The sequence below is a fragment of the Gordonia sp. 852002-51296_SCH5728562-b genome (assembly GCF_001665475.1).
GTDB classification, from domain to species: domain Bacteria; phylum Actinomycetota; class Actinomycetes; order Mycobacteriales; family Mycobacteriaceae; genus Gordonia; species Gordonia sputi.
The window spans coordinates 23,209-41,121 of record NZ_LZMI01000025.1 but is presented as its reverse complement, the minus strand read 5'-3'; the positions used below and the strand labels follow the sequence as shown (position 1 = coordinate 41,121).

General features: G+C 64.0%; 18 protein-coding genes. 2 read left to right on the top strand and 16 right to left on the bottom strand.

The features are described 5' to 3' along the window. Nucleotides 1–11: 11 nt before the first annotated feature. The 7 genes from A5766_RS05310 to A5766_RS05280 all read right to left on the bottom strand — a co-directional run bounded on the left by A5766_RS05310 (nucleotide 12) and on the right by A5766_RS05280 (nucleotide 6,593). Nucleotides 12–386 (bottom strand): 4Fe-4S dicluster domain-containing protein, encoded by a 375-nt coding sequence (locus tag A5766_RS05310; RefSeq protein ID WP_005201830.1) that lies wholly within the window; start codon nucleotides 384–386, stop codon nucleotides 12–14. Continuing rightward, the gene (locus tag A5766_RS05305) at nucleotides 383–1,990 is read right to left on the bottom strand and encodes an FAD-dependent oxidoreductase (RefSeq protein ID WP_064903681.1); all 1,608 of its coding nucleotides are present in this window, start codon (nucleotides 1,988–1,990) and stop codon (nucleotides 383–385) included. The genes A5766_RS05310 and A5766_RS05305 overlap by 4 nt, the downstream gene beginning before the upstream one ends. Then, the gene (locus A5766_RS05300; protein ID WP_005201832.1) at nucleotides 1,983–2,777 is read right to left on the bottom strand and encodes an ABC transporter ATP-binding protein; all 795 of its coding nucleotides are present in this window, start codon (nucleotides 2,775–2,777) and stop codon (nucleotides 1,983–1,985) included. Before A5766_RS05300 ends, A5766_RS05305 begins: the two co-directional genes overlap by 8 nt. After that, nucleotides 2,774–3,655 carry an ABC transporter permease gene (locus A5766_RS05295; protein WP_005201833.1) on the bottom strand — a complete coding sequence of 294 codons (882 nt, stop codon included), beginning with the start codon at nucleotides 3,653–3,655 and terminating at the stop codon, nucleotides 2,774–2,776. The genes A5766_RS05300 and A5766_RS05295 overlap by 4 nt, the downstream gene beginning before the upstream one ends. 83 nt (nucleotides 3,656–3,738) lie before the next feature. Further along, a complete protein-coding gene (locus A5766_RS05290) occupies nucleotides 3,739–4,539 on the bottom strand; it encodes a crotonase/enoyl-CoA hydratase family protein (protein ID WP_005201834.1) in 801 nt (266 codons plus the stop codon). A 2-nt stretch (nucleotides 4,540–4,541) separates the two neighbouring features. Then, complete coding sequence (locus A5766_RS05285) at nucleotides 4,542–5,570, bottom strand: zinc-binding metallopeptidase family protein (RefSeq protein ID WP_005201835.1); 1,029 nt, start codon at nucleotides 5,568–5,570, stop codon at nucleotides 4,542–4,544. A 186-nt stretch (nucleotides 5,571–5,756) separates the two neighbouring features. Continuing rightward, a complete protein-coding gene (locus tag A5766_RS05280; protein ID WP_005201836.1) occupies nucleotides 5,757–6,593 on the bottom strand; it encodes a sulfurtransferase in 837 nt (278 codons plus the stop codon). A 188-nt stretch (nucleotides 6,594–6,781) separates the two neighbouring features. Between A5766_RS05280 and A5766_RS05275 the strand changes: the two genes are divergently transcribed. After that, nucleotides 6,782–7,075 (top strand): hypothetical protein, encoded by a 294-nt coding sequence (locus A5766_RS05275; protein WP_005201837.1) that lies wholly within the window; start codon nucleotides 6,782–6,784, stop codon nucleotides 7,073–7,075. A 39-nt stretch (nucleotides 7,076–7,114) separates the two neighbouring features. Here the strand turns inward: A5766_RS05275 and A5766_RS05270 are convergent, their stop codons facing one another. The 3 genes from A5766_RS05270 to A5766_RS05260 are packed head-to-tail and all read right to left on the bottom strand — an operon-like array spanning nucleotide 7,115 to nucleotide 9,643. Then, nucleotides 7,115–8,266 (bottom strand): CaiB/BaiF CoA transferase family protein, encoded by a 1,152-nt coding sequence (locus tag A5766_RS05270; protein WP_005201838.1) that lies wholly within the window; start codon nucleotides 8,264–8,266, stop codon nucleotides 7,115–7,117. Further along, nucleotides 8,253–9,128 (bottom strand): SDR family oxidoreductase, encoded by an 876-nt coding sequence (locus A5766_RS05265; protein ID WP_005201839.1) that lies wholly within the window; start codon nucleotides 9,126–9,128, stop codon nucleotides 8,253–8,255. The genes A5766_RS05270 and A5766_RS05265 overlap by 14 nt, the downstream gene beginning before the upstream one ends. A gap of 8 nt (nucleotides 9,129–9,136) precedes the next feature. Beyond that, nucleotides 9,137–9,643, bottom strand: coding sequence for a MarR family winged helix-turn-helix transcriptional regulator (locus tag A5766_RS05260; RefSeq protein WP_005201840.1), 507 nt, complete (start codon nucleotides 9,641–9,643; stop codon nucleotides 9,137–9,139). Nucleotides 9,644–9,748: 105 nt separating this feature from the next. Here A5766_RS05260 and A5766_RS05255 point away from each other — a divergent pair, with 105 nt between their 5' ends. After that, nucleotides 9,749–11,242 carry an MFS transporter gene (locus A5766_RS05255; RefSeq protein WP_005201841.1) on the top strand — a complete coding sequence of 498 codons (1,494 nt, stop codon included), beginning with the start codon at nucleotides 9,749–9,751 and terminating at the stop codon, nucleotides 11,240–11,242. Between the two features lie 91 nt (nucleotides 11,243–11,333). Here A5766_RS05255 and thpD read toward each other — a convergent pair whose 3' ends face one another. From thpD to A5766_RS05225, 6 genes are all read right to left on the bottom strand, one after another. Next, nucleotides 11,334–12,257: an ectoine hydroxylase gene (thpD, locus tag A5766_RS05250; RefSeq protein ID WP_210734976.1), complete on the bottom strand. Its 924-nt coding sequence runs from the start codon at nucleotides 12,255–12,257 to the stop codon at nucleotides 11,334–11,336. 189 nt (nucleotides 12,258–12,446) lie between these two features. Further along, a complete protein-coding gene (locus A5766_RS05245; RefSeq protein ID WP_005201843.1) occupies nucleotides 12,447–13,556 on the bottom strand; it encodes an ABC transporter ATP-binding protein in 1,110 nt (369 codons plus the stop codon). Nucleotides 13,557–13,597: 41 nt separating this feature from the next. Then, a complete protein-coding gene (locus tag A5766_RS05240; protein WP_005201844.1) occupies nucleotides 13,598–14,476 on the bottom strand; it encodes a carbohydrate ABC transporter permease in 879 nt (292 codons plus the stop codon). After that, complete coding sequence (locus A5766_RS05235; protein WP_231894558.1) at nucleotides 14,476–15,420, bottom strand: carbohydrate ABC transporter permease; 945 nt, start codon at nucleotides 15,418–15,420, stop codon at nucleotides 14,476–14,478. Before A5766_RS05235 ends, A5766_RS05240 begins: the two co-directional genes overlap by 1 nt. 18 nt (nucleotides 15,421–15,438) lie before the next feature. Continuing rightward, on the bottom strand, nucleotides 15,439–16,767 hold the full coding sequence (locus A5766_RS05230) for an ABC transporter substrate-binding protein (RefSeq protein WP_005201846.1): 1,329 nt from the start codon (nucleotides 16,765–16,767) through the stop codon (nucleotides 15,439–15,441). Nucleotides 16,768–16,817: 50 nt separating this feature from the next. Then, the gene (locus A5766_RS05225; protein ID WP_005201847.1) at nucleotides 16,818–17,885 is read right to left on the bottom strand and encodes a sugar-binding transcriptional regulator; all 1,068 of its coding nucleotides are present in this window, start codon (nucleotides 17,883–17,885) and stop codon (nucleotides 16,818–16,820) included. Nucleotides 17,886–17,913: the final 28 nt, after the last annotated feature.

The window sequence follows — 17,913 nt, the reverse complement described above, 5'->3', positions numbered from 1 at the left end:
GGTGTTCCGTTTCATGATCTCTGGTGTGATGGCGTGGTTGCGGCTACGCGTGCCGCGTTCCTCGGTGGTGGGTCGCCGTGTGGGATCTCGGGTCCTACCGCGGTTCGACTGCCGGGTTCGCGTCCCTTACCCCAGCCGATGTGCTCGCGATAGGTGCCGATGAGGTCGGTGCGCAGCAGATCCACGTCGTCGACCGGCGTCGACTCGGGGCTCACATAGAGCGCATCGGTCGGGCAGTATGCCTCGCACATGAAGCACGTCTGACAGTCCGTCTGGCGTGCGATGACGGGGATACCCGACTCTGTCGAGTCGAACACGTTTGTCGGGCAGACACTTACGCACCTATCGCATGCGATACATGCGTCGGCGAGAACCAGTTCGATCATGCGACTCTCACCTGATGAGGCCGCAGCGAACCCGGAAGCGCAGGCGTGCGACGGATCTCGACGTCGTCGAGTCCCTTGATGAGGACGTGACCGTGTTGCGCCGGGTCGAGAGCGGGAAAGTCGTCGCGCGTGCTCATCCCACGCGATTCCGTTCGCGCGAGGGCCGACGTGTAGATCCACCGTCCGACAGCGGTGATCGCTGCAGCCTGCCTGGTGAGGACTCGCCCACGAGCCGTCGACGCACCGAAGTCACTGTGCGACAGTGCCTCCCAAATACTGTTCAATTCACCCAGCGCGGGCGTCAACCGGATCCCGTCACGTAGATAGTTCTTCTCGAACGGCAGGAGCTGTGACTGCGCTGAGACGACGACGGCGTCGGGGTTCAGCGTCGTATCGCCGACTCCGAGTCCGACTCGTCCCGCACCCCTCAGTGACGCGACCGCTCGACGCCCGTGCGCCAACGCATCTCGCGCTGCACCCGCGCCCGCAAAGGTGCCCGACGACATCGCCCAGGCGGCGTTGTGACTGCCTCCCCCGGTGAAGCCGCCGCAAATGCGCTCACGCGTTGCGGCGTCTCCCGCGGCGTAGAGGCCTTCGACGCCTGTCCAGCAGTCGTCGTCGATCACGTTCACCCCACCAGTGCCGCGCACCGTCCCCTCCGCGAGGAGATCGACCTCGAACCGCTGGGTGAACGGGTCGATTCCGCGTCGATCGAACTGCAGGAAGAAGTTGGGTTGGCCCAGCCTCATCTGGGCGGCGGTCGTCTCGTCTGCGCGGTCGAGCTGCGCGAAGACCTTCTCCGTCAACAGGGTTCGCGCGATCACTGAGCGTCCTCTCATCGAGCCCGCGCCTTCGACGATCCTGCCGTCCTCGTGATAGAAGCTCGCGTACCCGTAGTAGGCCGTCTTGGTGATCGTCGAACCCTTCGGGACGATCCCGTACGCGTTGCCGAACTCCATCCCGGAGAACTCGGCACCGACTTCGGCCGCCATCAGCGCGCCGTCGCCGGTGTCGACGTTTGTGCCCAGCGCGCGTGAGAGGAACGCACACCCTCCGGTCGCCAGCACCACCGCACCAGCACTGATGCGGTACTCGTCGCCGGTCTGGCGCTGCACACCCGCGGCGCCCGACACTCGGCCGGCGTTGTCGACCAGCAGCTCGAGCGCCGGCGAGTGATCGAGAATGCGAACCCCCCTGCGCTGCAGCCATGCTCGCATTCGCCTCATGTATTCGGGGCCTTGCAGACCGCTGCGGATCGGTTCGCCGGTCTTCTCATCGATCGGGTACGGGTAGCGGCCCTCGTCGCCGAGACGTCGCATGTTCGCGTACGTCTGGTCGAGTACCCGGTCCATCCAGTTGTGGTCGGCCAGGTATCCACCGAGTTGCTCCCGATCGGCCTTGGCCTTCGCCCGCCGCTCGGGATCCGGCACGACGTACCAAACTCCCGTTCCCGCAGGCGCGGTGGTTCCCGACGTACCGCAGTAGCCCTTGTCGACGAGGACCACTTCGGCACCTCGATCTCGGGCATTCAACGCAGCCCACGCCGCGGCCGGTCCACCGCCAAGAACGAGCACGTCCGTCTGCAGGGTGAGTTGCTCAGTCATCAGGGTTCTCCGGTTCTCGAGTGTGTGTGCCATCTGGGCCCCGTCCGACGCCGAGCGCGGACAGCAGTGTTCTGCGTAGGTCGACGAACCTCGGATCCGTGATGTCTCGCGGATGGTCGAGATCGACGGGAATGTCTTCGGCGATCCGTCCGTCGCGGAGCACAAGTGCCCGATCCGCAAGTAGCACAGCCTCTTCGACATCGTGGGTCACAAGCAGCGTGGCGGGGCGATGCCGCTGCCAGAGCTTTTCGACGAGCGATTGGGCGTTCAGTCGCGTCAGCGCATCGAGCGCACCGAACGGTTCGTCGAGGAGTAGCAGGTCGGGTTCACGTACGAGCGCCCGCGCCAACGCAACTCGTTGCGCCTCACCCCCGGAGAGCGTGGTCGGCCACGAATTCTCCTTCGATGCGAGACCGACCTCGGCCAACGCCTGCACCGATCGGTCACGGGGCCGCGCACCCCGCAGGCCGAGTGCGACATTCCGCCACACCGGAAGCCAGGGAACCAATCGATGTTCCTGGAAGACAATCGCTTTGGCAGTCGGGGCTTCGATAGTTCCGGTGAATCCGTCGTCGAGACCGCCGATTCCGCGCAGCAGCGTGCTCTTGCCAGAACCGCTCGCACCCAACAGCGCGACGAACTCTCCCGCTCCGATGCGAAGGTCGACGTTGCGCAGCACGTCGCGATCGCCGAACGTCCTGCCTGCGTTCTCGACGACAACACCGCTGCCCCTGGTCGTCTCGATGCCGGACGATGATGCGGCTTGGGCCGCTACGGTGTCGGTCATCGTCCCGCAAACCCGTTGCGCCAGGACAAGAAACGCTTCTCGAGAAGTCGCACCGCGAGGTCGGTGAGCAGACCGAGGATCGCGTAGATCACCAGCACGAGGAAGATCTGATCGGTGCGCAGGTACTCCTTGGCGTCGTTCATCAGATAGCCGAGACCCACCGGCGTCGTCTGCATCTCGGCGACGACGAGCACGAGCCACCCTATGCCCAGCGCCTGCCGTAGACCGACGAACGCCTGAGGCAGCGCGCCGGGCAGCAGGATGAAGCGCATCAGCTCGAATCGGTTCAGGTTCAACGACTCTGCTGCTTCGATCAGCTTCTGGTCGACGCTTCGGATACCTGCGAACACGTTGACGTACATCGGGAAGATCGGCGCGACAATGATAAGCGCGATCTTGAAGACGTCGTCGATGCCGAACCAGATGATGAACACCGGAACCAGCGCAACTGCTGGCATCATGCGCAAGACCTGCACCGGGGCGTTGATGAAGTCCTCGGCGACGCGAGCCAGCCCTGCAGCGACACCCAGCAGAGTTCCGATGGTGATGCCGATGGCCAGACCGATGGCGACTCGTCGCGTCGACGCTGCCAGGTGTTGCCAGATCTCACCGGTTCGCGTCAGTTCCCAACCGGCGGACAACACCTCGGTCGGCGCAGGTGTCGTGGCACCCAACCATGCGCGGGCACCGAGTTGCCACACGAAGACCACGACGATCAAACCCGACGACTGACGTAGCAGACGGATGACGCGCGCCGACGGCCGTGGAACACGGACGCCGCCACGAGACGTGGCTCCGGAACCTGCCTGCACGACAGCGGTTCTCGACGGGCTGCGCTCGTGGCGCGGCCACGCCTCACTACGCACATGCAGGGTCACGGGTGGCATCTCCGTCGTCAAAGAAGTCGGGCTGAACTTCAGTGGACGGTAGTGCCGACGCTCACTCGATCACAGAGTTGAATTCACTGCGATCCTGACCGTGGTCCGCTCGAGAAGCTGCCGTGACGCCCTGCCCCGCCCGCGAAGCGCGCTGCACCGGCGACGCCCTCGCGTTCGACGATGGGTACGCCTGCCGCCCCCTCGGCGCGGAGCGCGTCGTCGAGGGGAAGGTCGAGTCCCGCGTACACCGACACGCGGTCGGCGAGCACGCATTCGAACGGGAACTGCGCGATCTGCTGCGCGAGTTCCCGCGCAGCGTCCAGCGACTTGCCATGCGGCACAATCCGATTGGCCAACCCGATCGCCAAGGCTTCCTCGGCGTCGACCGGTCTTCCGGTGAGGATGAGGTCGAGCGCCCTGCCGAGGCCGACGATGCGCGGTAGGCGGACCGTCCCGCCATCGATCAGCGGCACGCCCCACCGTCGGCAGAACACGCCGAGCGTCGCGTCCTCGTCGACCACACGGAGATCGGCGAGCAGCGCCAACTCCAATCCACCGGCCACCGCGTACCCGCTGACCGCCGCAATCACCGGCTTGGACAACGCGATTCGGGTCGGACCCATCGGACCGTCTCCCCCGCCGTCGGCGTCGAGGTCGTTGCGGCGCGACGGATCGCCGACCGACGTGAGATCGGCTCCGGCGCAGAATGTTCCGCCTGCGCCTACGAGGACCGCAACCTTGACGTCCGGATCGTCGTCGAATCGGTGGAAGGCTGCTCGCAGCGCACGCGCAGTCGGCCCGTCGACGCTGTTGCGTACTTCGGGCCGGTTGAGCGTGATGGTGACAACCGGCCCGTCGACCTCGTAGAGCACCGGCTCGGCCATGACTACTGCGCGACCACCGCACGGTCGTCGGAGCTGACGAGTTCGTGGATGAACTCCATCTTCTCGAGCACCTTCGGAGGCAGCACGAACGGGTAGAGGTCCTGATGCCCCATCGACCGATTGATCTGGTTGAGCGCCCAGGTCAACGGCAGCCACCAGTCGATGATCCGCTCGAACCCGACCTTGCCCGGCAGGTCTGCCTCCAATGTCGCGCCGGCGGGTGCCAGCGCGAAGGCGGCTGCGGTGTCGAGGGTGTCGCGGATGTGCAGGTAGTGGGCAAACGTCTCGGCCCAGTCCTCGAACGGATGCATCGTGGCGTACGAGGAGACGTAGTCCTGTTCCCAGTTCTCCGGCGGTCCGTCGTTGTAGTGACGATCGATCGCGTCCTGGTAGCTCGTGTTGGGGTCACCGAACAGCTCGGTGTAGCGCTCGAGGTTGGGGCCGTCACCCACGAGAACCATCTGATAGAAATGCCCGATCTCGTGACGGAAGTGCCCGATCAACGTGCGGTACGGCTCGTCCATCGAGACGCGTAGACGCTCGCGGTGCACGTCGTCGCCCTCGGCGAGGTCGAGGGTGATCACGCCGTCGGCGTGCCCGGTGGTGACCGGTTGATCGCGGCTCGACAGCAGGTCGAAGGCGAGTCCGGTCTCCGGGTCGGTGTCTTTGCCGAAGATCGGGAGCTTGAGCTCGTCGAGCTCGTAGATCACTCGACGCTTCGCGGCCTCGGACTCGGCGAAGGCGGCCATGGCCTGTTCGTCGGAGTCCGACGGCCTTGTGCGCGTCAACCGGCACGATTCACAGAGCGCGGGCAGATCCGGGCCCTCCTCGACCATCCAGTTGCAGGCGGCGGGCAGATTGTTGGCACAGCGGACGATCGTCGCCCCGTCGACGGTGCCCTTCTCGTCGTCGTCGAGCACCTGGATCGTGCGGCTGGGCAGGTGGAAACCCAGGTTGTGCCCGCAATTGAGACAGACAGTGTTCTCGAAGGACAGTTGCTGTCCGCAGTTGGAACAATGGAAATCGCGCATCTACTCACTCTTCTCGTTCTTCGGGCCGGACGTAACCGGTGGTGAACTCCGAGCCGCTGACGTCTCAGAGCTATGCATCGTGATGGAGGTCGGAGCCGCGCTGCCTTCTGCACGCGTTCGTGACCAGTGTCACCCTGTTCTCGCAGTACAGTCGTCGAATTCGATGGTGTTCAGGTTCCAGTTCGGTCATATCTCCGCTGGACGCGCAGGGTCGGCCGACCATTGCGACCACGAGCCGGGATACAGAGTCCCGGACAATCCCGCGATCTCCAGCGCGGCGATCTCGTGTGCGGCATTCACACCCGAACCGCAGTAGGCGACGACCGCCGATCCGTCCGTGACGCCCGCCTGCGCAAACCGCTCACGCAGATCCGACGCGGCGCGGAAACGTCCGAACGCGTCGATGTTCTCGCTGGTGGGGAGGCTGATCGCACCGGGAATATGACCCGCGCGCGGGTCAATGGGTTCGACCTCACCGCGATAACGTTCGCCTGCCCGCGCGTCGACGAGGACTGTCTTCGAGTCATCGGAACCGAGCGCCGCGACGTCGTCGATCGTGGCGACCGGCAGTGATCCCGCGTGCAGCGTGACGTTTCCGGGCCGGACGGGTGTGTCGCCGCTCGACAACCGCATGCCGGAATCGCGCCATGCGGCCAGACCCCCGTCGAGAATGCGGACGTCGCGGTGGCCGCCCCACCGCAGTAGCCACCAGGCGCGAGCAGCTGCGAGGTTGCCGTTGTCGTCGTAGACCACGACGGGTGAGGTGTCGTCGATGCCCCACGACCGCGCCGCCTCGGTCAGTGCGTCGATCTCGGGTAGCGGATGCCGCCCGGCCTCGGGCGACGGCGGCGCTGCGAGTTGGGAGTCGAGGTCGACATAGACCGCTCCCGGAATGTGTCCGGTGCGGTAGCGAGCGTGACCGTCGGCGTCGCCGAGTTGCCACCGGATGTCGAGCACGACCGGCGGGGTGTCGGAGAGCATGGCGTCGGCAAGTTGCTCGACGTCGATCAGCACGGTTGACACACGAGACCTCTCTGGGAACAACGACCTGGACGAAAAGCGAACACGGACCTGTCATGGCGGAGGTGGACTCATGGCGACCCGCGCATACCAATCGTGCCCTGTCGCCGCCTATACTCGCCACCACCGGCCTTCGCCCGTGTGTCGAGTCCTACCCCCGCCGGCCCGCCTGACTCCGTAGGATCGTCGCCATGAGGCAGGCAGACGGCACATACTTCGTGACGGCCGAGGAACTGGCCGCGTTCTACGACTCAGGCAAGAAGTATTGGTACATGCGTGACGACGGGTCGACGGATTTGTACTCCGACGAGCTGATCATCACGCACGGCTGGCCGATCTATCTGATGGATCGCGACGAGAAGTGGTTCGCCAAGTGGAACGGCAACTACGAGAAGGCCGTCGAGGACGAGCTCAATCCGCATCTCCTCAAGAACTTCGAAGAGCTGATCACCGAGGGCGACTGGCCCAAGGATCACAACGAGTGACCTCAACCCTCGTTGTCGGCGCGGTGATGTTGTCGGCGCCTAGTTGTTGTCGGCGCCTAGTTTCGGAGGTCCGCTGCGATAGGTGACCGGCGTACCCGACAGTCGTATCGGGTTCGCAGTCGTCACGATTGCGCTGTCCGGGGTCGAGGCGCGCACGTCGATGCCGAGTTCGTCGGCGAAGTCGAACGCCTCGGCGACCGAATTGATCGGTCCCGCAGGCACTCCCGCAGCTGTGAATTCGGCGTACCAATGATCGGCGTCCTTGGTGACAAGCACCGTGGTGATCTCGTCGACTAATTCGTCGCGGTGGGCAACGCGCGCCGAGTTCGACGTAAAGCGTTCGTCTGCAGCCAGTTCCGGGCGGCCGAGCACCTCGACGGCCTTCTCGAACTGGCCGTTGTTGCCGACAGCCAACGCGATCGGGCGGGTGGCCGTCGAGAACACCTGGTAGGGAGTGATACTCGGATGGCGGTTGCCCATCGGCGCGGGCACCACACCTGCGTTGAGGAACCCCGACGCCTGGTTGACCAACGACGACAACGATGCCGAGAACAGGTCGACGTCGACGCGTTGCCCCTGGCCGGTCCGGTCGCGATGGCGTAGTGCGGCAAGGATTCCCAAGCCCGCGTGCAGACCCGCGAGAACGTCGACGACTGCGACTCCAACCTTCACCGGTTCGTCGGGTCCCGAGCCGGTGACACTCATCAATCCGCCGACCGCCTGAACCAGCAGGTCGTATCCGGGCAGTGCCGCGCCCCCGTCACGACCGAATCCGGTGATCGAGCAGTACACGAGATCTGGTCTTTCCGAACGCAATTGGTCGTATCCCAGACCGAGGCGCTCCATCGTTCCGGCCCGGAAGTTCTCGATCACGACGTCGGCCTGCAGCGCGATCGCACGAGCGCGGGCCAGATCGTCCGGATCGCGTAGGTCGAGCGTCACCGACTTCTTGTTGCGATTGACGGACGCGAAATAGGTAGCGGTGCCGTCGGCCGTAAATGGCGGCCCCCACGTCCTCGTGTCGTCCCCCGCCCCCGGACGTTCGATCTTGACGACGTCGGCGCCGAGGTCTGCGAGCATCATCGTCGCGTACGGACCGGCAAGTACGCGGGTGAAGTCGGCGACCACGAGGCCGTCGAGAGCCCCTGGTGCCCAATCATTCTCGGACGACGAACCCTCAGTATCTGACAACGCGACCCTCCCTGGGAGCTCGGTACATTCGCCACAGCGTTCGCGGCACCTCGTGCAACGGCAGCCGGACCGGCCAATCGCGCGACCGAAGATACGCCTCCGTTCCGCCGTCGACCGTGACCACTGAACCCGACATGAAGTCGGCATCCGACGACAGCATGAGCATGACCCACGCCGCGAGTTGTTCCGGCGTGCCGTACTCGCGCAACGGGACCGGGAACGACCGGACGTTCTTGCCCGACACACCGTCCAGCTGCGCCTGCAGCAGTGGGGTCATCACCGGCCCCGGCGCGATCACGTTCAACCGGATACCCGCGCCTGCCCAGTCGAGATCGGTACCGTGCACACGACACCATTGGGTCACAGCGAGTTTCGACGCCGCGTAGGCAACCGGCCCCGACAGCGGTTTACCGCGGCGTCGGATAATCGTGGCCGCCCCGGCCGCATCGCCCTTCATCAGTTTGCGCACCGCAGACTTCGGCACGAACGGTGTCGACGTCGTCGAATTGGAGCCGAAGACAACCACTTTCGCCTTGTTCGACGCTGTGAGCGCGTCGCGCAGTCCGGCGAGCAGTTCTGTGACACCGAAGGTGTTGACCTCGACAATCGCGCGTTCTGCACCCGCCTCGGGCCCGACTCCCGCGGCTAGCACGGCGCCGTCTAGTACGCCGTCACAGAGCGTGAGAACGGCAGCGATCGCGTCGCGTCGACCATCGGGCGTCGCGAGGTCGGCGACGACGTCGGCATCTCGTTGATCGACACCGATAACGGTGTGCCCTTGTGCCCGAAGGGATTCCGCCACTGCGCAACCCATTCCCGAGGCAGCTCCGGTGACCACGTATCGCCGCGGAGCGTCGGCCATCGTGCCTCCTATCCGTGTCGCCGCCGGTTGCGGTCGTCGTCGGCCAGCGTACGGTCATAGGCGTTGTTGAACGCGTGGAGTTGGCGAAACAATGCCTCGGGAGATCCGGGCCCCATGTCGGAGAGCACACGCTCGAGGCGTCGCGCGCGCAGCAGGCCGTCGTGCTCGAAAGCGTCGAGACCCGCTCTCGTCGGCCTGACCTGCTTGCTGATCGATCCCGCGACGTCGAAGCGCTCGAGGTAGCCGTGTTTGATCGCCGCGTTCACCTGCCTGTTGACGGTCGACTGCTCGAGTTGCATGGCGTCGGTCAGCTGTCGCAACGTGCGAGGCCTGCCGTCGGACAGTATCCACAGCAGGCTGAAAGCGGAGACCTCGAGGATCGAGTCGGGATCGACATGCGAGCGACGTCGGGCCATGCGGAGGAATTCCTCCGCGAGATCGCGATAGAGCGGCGACGGCCAGGGTGCGTACTCATCGCTCGAGTCGTCGACGCCGCTTGCGCGTTCCCTCGTCACACGAATTCCCTTCGCCCTCAACGCTGTCCACTATGTCCGAAATATCCTAAGGGATTAGGCATATGTAGTTTACATATGTAGTGTGCATACCCCAAGGAGGTGTTCATGTCCGACACTCAATCATCCCCTGCTGCAGACAATTCGCTGCCGCACGTGGAGAACAAGACCGCGACCGGCGCGGTCGCCACCGTGATCGTCCTCTGCCTCGGCGGACTCGTCGCCGCATTGATGCAGACGCTCGTGATCCCGATTCAACCTGAACTGCCCGATCTACTCCACACGTCGCGCTCGAACGCTTCGTGGGTTATCACCGCAACGCTTCTCGCCGCAGCCGTGGCGATGCCCATCGCGGGCCGACTCGGCGACATGTTCGGCAAGCAGCGCGTCTTGGTCGGCTCGGGCGTACTGCTCGTCGTCGGCTCGGTTGTGTGCGCGCTGAGCGATTCGGTCATCCCGATGATCGTCGGTCGCGCCATCCAGGGCCTCGCGATGGGCTTCATCCCCGTCGGTATCAGCCTGATGCGTGAGGTCACCCCGCCGAAGATCACCTCGATGGCCATCGCCGCGATGAGTGCCACCCTCGGCGTCGGCGGCGCGATCGGTCTCCCGCTCTCAGCGTGGATCGCGCAGACGTGGAACTGGCACGCCCTGTTCTGGGTCGCGGCGGCGCTCGGCGCAGTCGTGCTGGCGCTGGTCATCGTCGTCGTGCCGCATGTTCCCGACGCCGCGGGCGGTCGACTCGACATCATCGGCGCCATCGGCCTGGCCATCGGCCTGTGTGCCGCATTGATCGCGGTCTCGAAAGGCAATGACTGGGGCTGGGCATCGGGCACCACGCTCGGCCTACTCGCCGTGGGCATCGTCGTGCTGATCGCGTGGGGCTTCTACCAACTGCGCGCATCCGACCCACTCGTCGACCTGCGCACCACTGCGCAGCCGGCGGTGCTGCTGACGAACATCGCCGCGATCGCGATCGGTTTCGGCATGATGGCTCAGTCGGTCGTCATCCCCGCTCTGCTGGAGATGCCGAAGGAAACCGGGATCGGACTCGGCCAAACGATGCTGGCTGCCGGACTCTGGATGGCCCCCGGTGGCCTGATGATGCTGGTCTTCTCGCCGGTGTCGGGCATCTTGATCAACAAGATCGGCGCCAAATACACCCTGGCGATCGGTGCCACGGTCCTCGGCACCGGTTACCTGATCGCACTGTTCCTAATGAACTCACCGTGGCAGCTCATGGTCGCGTCGATCATCGCTGCGTCGGGCGTCGGAATCGGCTACGCGGCCATGCCGACACTGATCATGGGTTCGGTGCCGATGACCAAAGCCGGTGCGGCGGTTGGTCTCAACGGCCTGATGCGATCGATCGGCACCACGGTGTCGTCGGCTGTCATGGCTGTGCTGCTCACCACCGCGACCGTGTCGCTCGGCGGCCACGACATGCCGTCGCACACGTCGTTCCGTCTGTGCTTCCTCGTCGGCGCGATTGCAGCGTTCGTCGGTGTCGCGATCACGCTCACCATTCCCAAGCGCGGTCCGCAGCCGGTACCGACTGCGGCGTCATCGGACGACGCTCCGGCGGTGCCCGCCGCGAACTGACGGCCAACAGGCAGACGGGCCAACAGAGGGGCGCACGAACAGCTCACCGAGAGTGGGGGACGAGTTCTCGTCCCCCACTTTTCGCGTTCACTCAGCGATGCGCCAGATAGTCCGGGCGCGGCGCGCCGGACGCGAAAGGCGCTTGCAGCGCATTCGATTTCGCATTGAACACGACGAAGAGGTTGCTGCGCGGATAGGGCGTGATGTTGCCCGACGACGCGTGCATGCAATTCGAATCGAAATACAGCGCCGTACCCGCGGGCCCGGTGATCATGTCGATGCCGTGCTCGTCCGCCAACGTCGTCACGTCGGATTCCTCGGGCGTCCCGAACGGCGGACGGTACGACACCAGCGACTGATTGTGGTAGCCGTCGGGAGTCTGTCCGACGCACCCGACGAACTGCTCGTGGGAGCCCGGGATGATCATCAACGCGCCGTTGGTGACAAGATTCGGAGTCAGAGCCAGCGACACGCTGAGCGCACGCGGTGTGGGCATGCCGTCCTCGGCGTGCCAGGTCTCGAAATCGGAGTGCCAGTAGAACGGGCCGCCCGCGAATCCTGGTTTGAGGTTGATACGACTCTGGTGGATGTAGACGTCGTCGCCGAGTATTTGTCTTGCGACACCGGCGATTTCGGTGCGATCACACATGTCGGCGATCGCGTCGCTGAGCTGATGGACCGCGAAAAGTGAACGCACGTCGCCACTCGACGACTCGCGCACCACGCGTTCGTCGACGCCCAGTTTGTCGGTGATGGCCGCAACCTCTGTCAGGCATGTGTCGATGTCGCTGTCGGACAACACATTTTCGGCAACGTGGTACCCGCGCTCGCGGTAGCCGTCGACCTCGGCAGCAGACAGCGGCCCTCGCGCGTCGTGCTCCCAGACAACTGGGTGTGGGCGGGGTTCTATCTCTCCGTGATCGGCAAGACGTGTTCGGTACACGTCCACCGGGCGGCTGGCCGTTCGAGTTTCTGTGATCAATGCTGATCCTTCCCTCAATCTGCATTTCGCCATGGTTCGAGTGCTCATGCAGCGGGGCCGCAGGGCAACTCGTACCGGCCTGCAGATGGCGGGTGGGCACGAAACCACACCGCGGCCCATGCACTCGCGGAGTCTACGTTCCCAAACCAGGTGCGTAAACCATCGATGTGGTTCACAGACCACCGAAAGGGCAGCGTCACCTGCACAGATGGTCAGAAGGAATCAGTTGAGCCGCTCCCCTGTCTCGGGATGGAAGAGGTGTACCGCGCGGTCGGCCTGGCGCAGTCGGATGCCGTCTCCACGCTTGGCGGGTGCGCGATCCGCGGAGCGGATCACCACGGTCATCGGGTCGCCGTCGAGATTCCTGATCGAATCGTCGACCAGGGACGCGTACACATACGTCTCACTGCCGAGTTCCTCGAGAAGAGCGACGTCGGCGTCGATACCGGCATCCCCGTCATCGGCCAGTGCAAGGTGCTCAGGGCGGATACCGACGGTCACTGATGACACCCCGGACTTACGCAGCGCCGCTTGAGATTCCGCGTCGAGATCGACACTCGCTTTGCCGATGCCCACCGCGCCGTCGGTGACCGGAGCGGTGAACAGGTTCATCGACGGCGACCCGATGAAGCCTGCCACGAATGCGTTGCGAGGTCGGTCATAGAGTTCGGTCGGAGTCGAGAACTGTTGCAGCACCCCGTTCTTCAGTACGGCGACCCGATCGCCCATCGTCATGGCCTCGACCTGGTCGTGGGTGACATACACCGTCGTGGTGCCGAGCCGACGCTGCAGTGCGGCGATCTGAGTTCTGGTTTGCACGCGGAGCTTGGCGTCGAGGTTCGACAACGGCTCATCCATGCAGAACACCTGCGGTTCACGCACGATCGCACGGCCCATCGCCACACGTTGCCGTTGCCCACCCGAGAGCTTCGCGGGTTTGCGATCGAGGAAGTCGGTGAGGTCGAGCAGCTTTGCCGCCTCGGCAACCTTGGCTTTACGCTCGTCTGCGGGCACTCCCCGCATCTTGAGCGCAAATCCCATGTTCTCCCCGACCGTCTTGTTGGGGTAGAGCGCGTAGTTCTGGAACACCATCGCGATATCCCTATCCTTGGGCGCAACACCCACCATGCTGTTCCCGCCGATATGGATTGCGCCGGAGTCGATCTCCTCGAGACCTGCGAGCATCCGAAGGGCCGTCGACTTGCCGGATCCCGACGGGCCGACCAGAACGATGAATTCGCCGTCCTCGATATCGAGGTCGAGTGAGTCGACAGCCAGTTTCTCGGCTCCGGGATAAACGCAGCAGGCCTTGTCGTAGGTGATGGAAGCCATTGTGAACTCCTGTGTGTGCTGAATGTTGGATTGTCTGTTGACTACTTGATGGCGCCGAAGGACAGGCCGCGGACGAGCTTGTTCTGCGCGATCCACCCGCAAACGACGACGGGAAGTGCAGTCAACACCGACGCCGCGGACAGTTGCGCCCAGTACAGTCCCTGCCCCGACATGAACCCGGTGAGGAACACCGGCATGGTCTGCGCGTTGACCGCGGTCATGTTGACGGCGAAAAAGAACTCGTTCCACGAGAAGATGACGCATATCAGTGCAGTGGCAGCGATACCGGGTGAGATGAGCGGCAAGATCACCTCGCGCACGGCGGTCCACATACTCGCGCCGTCGATACTGGCCGCCTCCAACAGTTCTCCGGGCACTTCGAGGAAGAACGACCGCATCATCCACACGGCAATCGGCAGGTTCATCGCCGTGTACAGAATGATCAACGTCCAGACGTTGTCGAGCATCCCCAGTTTTCCGACGATCACATACAGCGGGATGATCGCCGCGACGATGGGCAACATCTTCGTACTGATGAAGAAGAACAGAGCGTCCTTGGTCTTGCGCACCGGGCGCAGCGACAGCGCGAAAGCTGCTGGTACACCGAGAAGCAACACCAGGATCGTCGAGACCACGGTGGCGCACAACGAATTCAGCAGCGGGGTGCCGATCCCGGCGTCGAACACATTGCGGAACTGCTGCAGGGTGGGCGTGAAGAAGAAGGTGGGCGGGTTGGTTGCCGCGTCACTCTCCTGCTTGAACGCCGTCAGTACCATCCACAACACCGGGAAGAAGAACCCTATGGCGAGTATCCAGGTGATCGCGGTCAGCACACCGCCGCGCGGATCGCGTCGACGTCGGATGGTCGGGGTCGGCGTCGAGGGAGACGTCAACGTTGTCGGGGTGGCGGTGGCGGTCATCAGGCTGCCTCCTCGGTTCCGGTGAATGATTTGAAGATCAGTCGAAGTGCCAGCGATGCAACGACTATCGTCCCGATGACGGTGACGACACCCATCGCGGCGGCCTGGCCGATGTCGAATCCGAGGAACGCCCGCTGGTAGATGTAGAACGACAGGTTGGAACTGGCAACACCCGGCCCGCCCGCCGTCATCATGTAGACCGCATCGAAGGTGTTCACCAGATAGATCGCACCGAGTACCGTGCCCAGTTCGATGAAGCGACGCAGGTGCGGGAGCGTCAACTCGCGGAACAGCCGGAAGCTGGTCGCACCGTCGACTCGCGCCGCCTCCTGGATGTCGCGCGGCATCGACTGCAGTCCAGCGAGAATGAGAAGCATCATGAATGGCGTCCACTGCCAGATCAATTCGGCCATCACGCTCATGAGTGGGAACTGCGACAGCCAATCGACGTGAATTCCCAAGGGGCTCAACGCCCAGTTCACCAGACCATTGGTCGGCGAGAGAAGACTCGTCTTCCACAGAAGTGCCGCCGCAACGGGTGTCACCAGGAACGGTGTGATGAGCAGGGTGCGTACGACCCCTCGCCCCAAGAACTTCCGGTCGAGCAGCAGTGCGAAGAGCAGACCCAATACCACCGAGATCAGCACCGTCCCCACAATCAGCACGATGGTGTTGAGCGTGACCTTCCAGAACTGACTGTCGGAGAAGACGGCGCCGTAGTTGTCGAGTCCGACGAATCGACGCGAACCGGGGCGCACCAGGTTCCAGGACTGTGTCGAGTAGTAGAGGGTGAACACGAACGGAATCTGTGTCACCACGATCATGAAGATCAGCGCGGGTAGCAGCGGTCCCCGCCTGCGCCAACCCTCGGCGCGCGTGATCTGGTCGCGCTTGGACGTAACCGCCTTACCCGAACCGGCGTCGGGTTGCGCCGGCGGTGTCATGACTGCAGTCGCCATGGTCTACCTCTCCCTCTGATAGGACTTACCGACGACCTGCGCGTACTGCTGCGCCTGCTCCAGTGCGTCATGAACACTGATCTGACCTGCGATCGCGGCCGAGATCTGTTGGCTGACACGGGTACCGAGGTCCTGGAACTCTGGGATCGCGAGGAACTGGATTCCCGTGTAGGGCACCGGCTTGAGCGTCGGCTTGAGCTGATCTGCCGCCTGCATCGCCGACAGCGTCTGCTCGGCGAACGGCTGCGAGATCTTCTGATAGGCGGGCAGCTGGTAGGTCGACATTCTGCTGCCCGGCGGCACGTGCGTCGCACCGAGTGTTGTTGCGACGTGCTGGATGTAGCTCTTGTTGGTCATCCAGTCGATGAACTTCCAGGCGTCGCCCTTGTTGTCGCTGCTCGACGGGATACCGAGTGACCAGGTGTAGAGCCAGCCGTTGTCATTCTTGGCCATGGTCGGCGCGGGTAGGTAGCCGACGTCGCCGGCGATCGTCGAGTCGTCTGGACTCTCGAGAACCGAGACCGCCGACGTGGCGTCGTACCACATCGCAACCTGCCCCTGCGACATCAGGTTTCCGCATTCTTGGAACCCGGACGACGATGCGCCGGCCTCGCCGTACCTGCGAACGGTGTCGACATACATCTGCACCGCCGCCTCGACCTCCGGGCTGGTCAGTTGAGCGTTCCAGTCCTCGTCGAACCAACGTCCGCCGTACGCGTTGATCACGGTGTTGAGCGGTGCAAGCACCTCGCCCCATCCGGGCTTGCCACGTAGGCAGATTCCCGCTGTCTTGTCGTTGGTGAGACGGCGTGCTGCGTCGGCGACCTGTGGCCACGTCGGAGTGGCAGGTAGATTCACACCCGCCTGAGCGAAGAGCTTCTTGTTGTACATCAGAAACGACGACTCACCGTAGAAGGGCGCCGAGTACATCTGCCCGTTGTAGGAAAGCGCTGATTTGAGCGTCGGTATGAAATCGTCTGCGTCGTAAGACGAGTCGGCATTCATGTAGGGCGTCAGGTTGACCAGCCAGCCATATTTGGCCCACATGGGTGTCTCGTAGTTGCTGATCATCACCACGTCGAATTCGCCACCGCCGGTCGAGACCGACGCGGTGATCTTCGCTCGTGCCTCGTTCTCCGACAACGTCACGAACTTGACGTGCACTCCCGGATTCTGTTGTTCGAACTGCTCGGAGAGCTTGACGGCGTCTTGCATCTGCGAGTTCGACACCATGGCGACGGTGACCTCTCGGCTGCCTCCGCCAAGCGAACCCGCGCCCGAACACCCGGTGACGAATGCGAGTGATGCAGCGGCACACACCGCGGCCAGCATGTATGTCGTCCGTCGTCGCGCAGCGCGAAGACTTCGTTGTCTCAGTGACCTCACTGTCGGCCTTTCTCTTGCATGACAAGCCATTCGGCGGTTTCGGTGTCGGTCACCAGAATGGTGGCGAAACCGCCGCGCAGGGCTCCGAGTATCGATTCACGGCGGTGAACTCCACCGGATACGAGAATGGATGTGGGACAGGCGCGCACGGCATCGAGCGGCACAGACACCGTCCGTTCCACAAGGCTCGACGAAACGGGCTCGCCCGCGGCGTCGTAGAAGCGTCCGCCGATCTCTCCCACCGCGCCCAGCTCGATGAGCTCGTCGAGCACGATGGCGTCGATGTACGCACCCTCGAACAGCGTCGTCGAGGTGGACACGGAGCCCACTCCGAAGAGCATGATGTGAGCACCTCTCGCCGCGGAAAGCGATTGGGACAGAATCGAATCGCGGTTGAGGGCGGTGACGGTCTCTGCGTCGACGTAGAGCGGGGCGACCAACCGCAGTGGTTGCGCATGCAGTCGTTCGGAGAATCTCGCGAGCGCATGATCGACGCCGGTGTGGTAGTCGACGGATGTCATCGAACCATCCATCTGGACCACCCGTTGACACGACGCCGAGGCGCTCATCGCGTCGGCGACCGCGACTTGTTCAGGGCCCCAGGTGAATCCGAATGTGTCCGTGGACTGGATGCGGCGTGCAAGGACTGAAGCCCCAGCCCGACCGAGCGCAGCGTTACCGGACGTGGTCCCGTCGGCGACCTCATCGATGACCAGCGCCTCGTCGAGTCCGAATGCCTGCTCGACGCTCCGCTCGAGATCGGTGTGAATCGACACGGAGAGGTGCGGCGGAGCCGAAACCGTCACCTGGACGAGGCCCTGCGCCCGGGCACGTGCCACGAGCCGTCCGGCGGTCGGGCGTGAGACGCCGAGACGCGCGGCGATCTCGGCTTGGGTCAGGCCCTCGAGGTGGTACATCGTTGCCGCCCGGACCAGCAACCTCAGATCCGATCCACTATCCGACGTCGCGCGGGACGTCGAACGTGAAGAGGTGCCGGCATCGGAATGCGTTGCCGTCTCGGCTCGGGTCTGTGCCGGTGTCTTGTTGCGTGTCGCCATGAGCATCGCCTGTTCGCGTGATGTCGACTGGTGA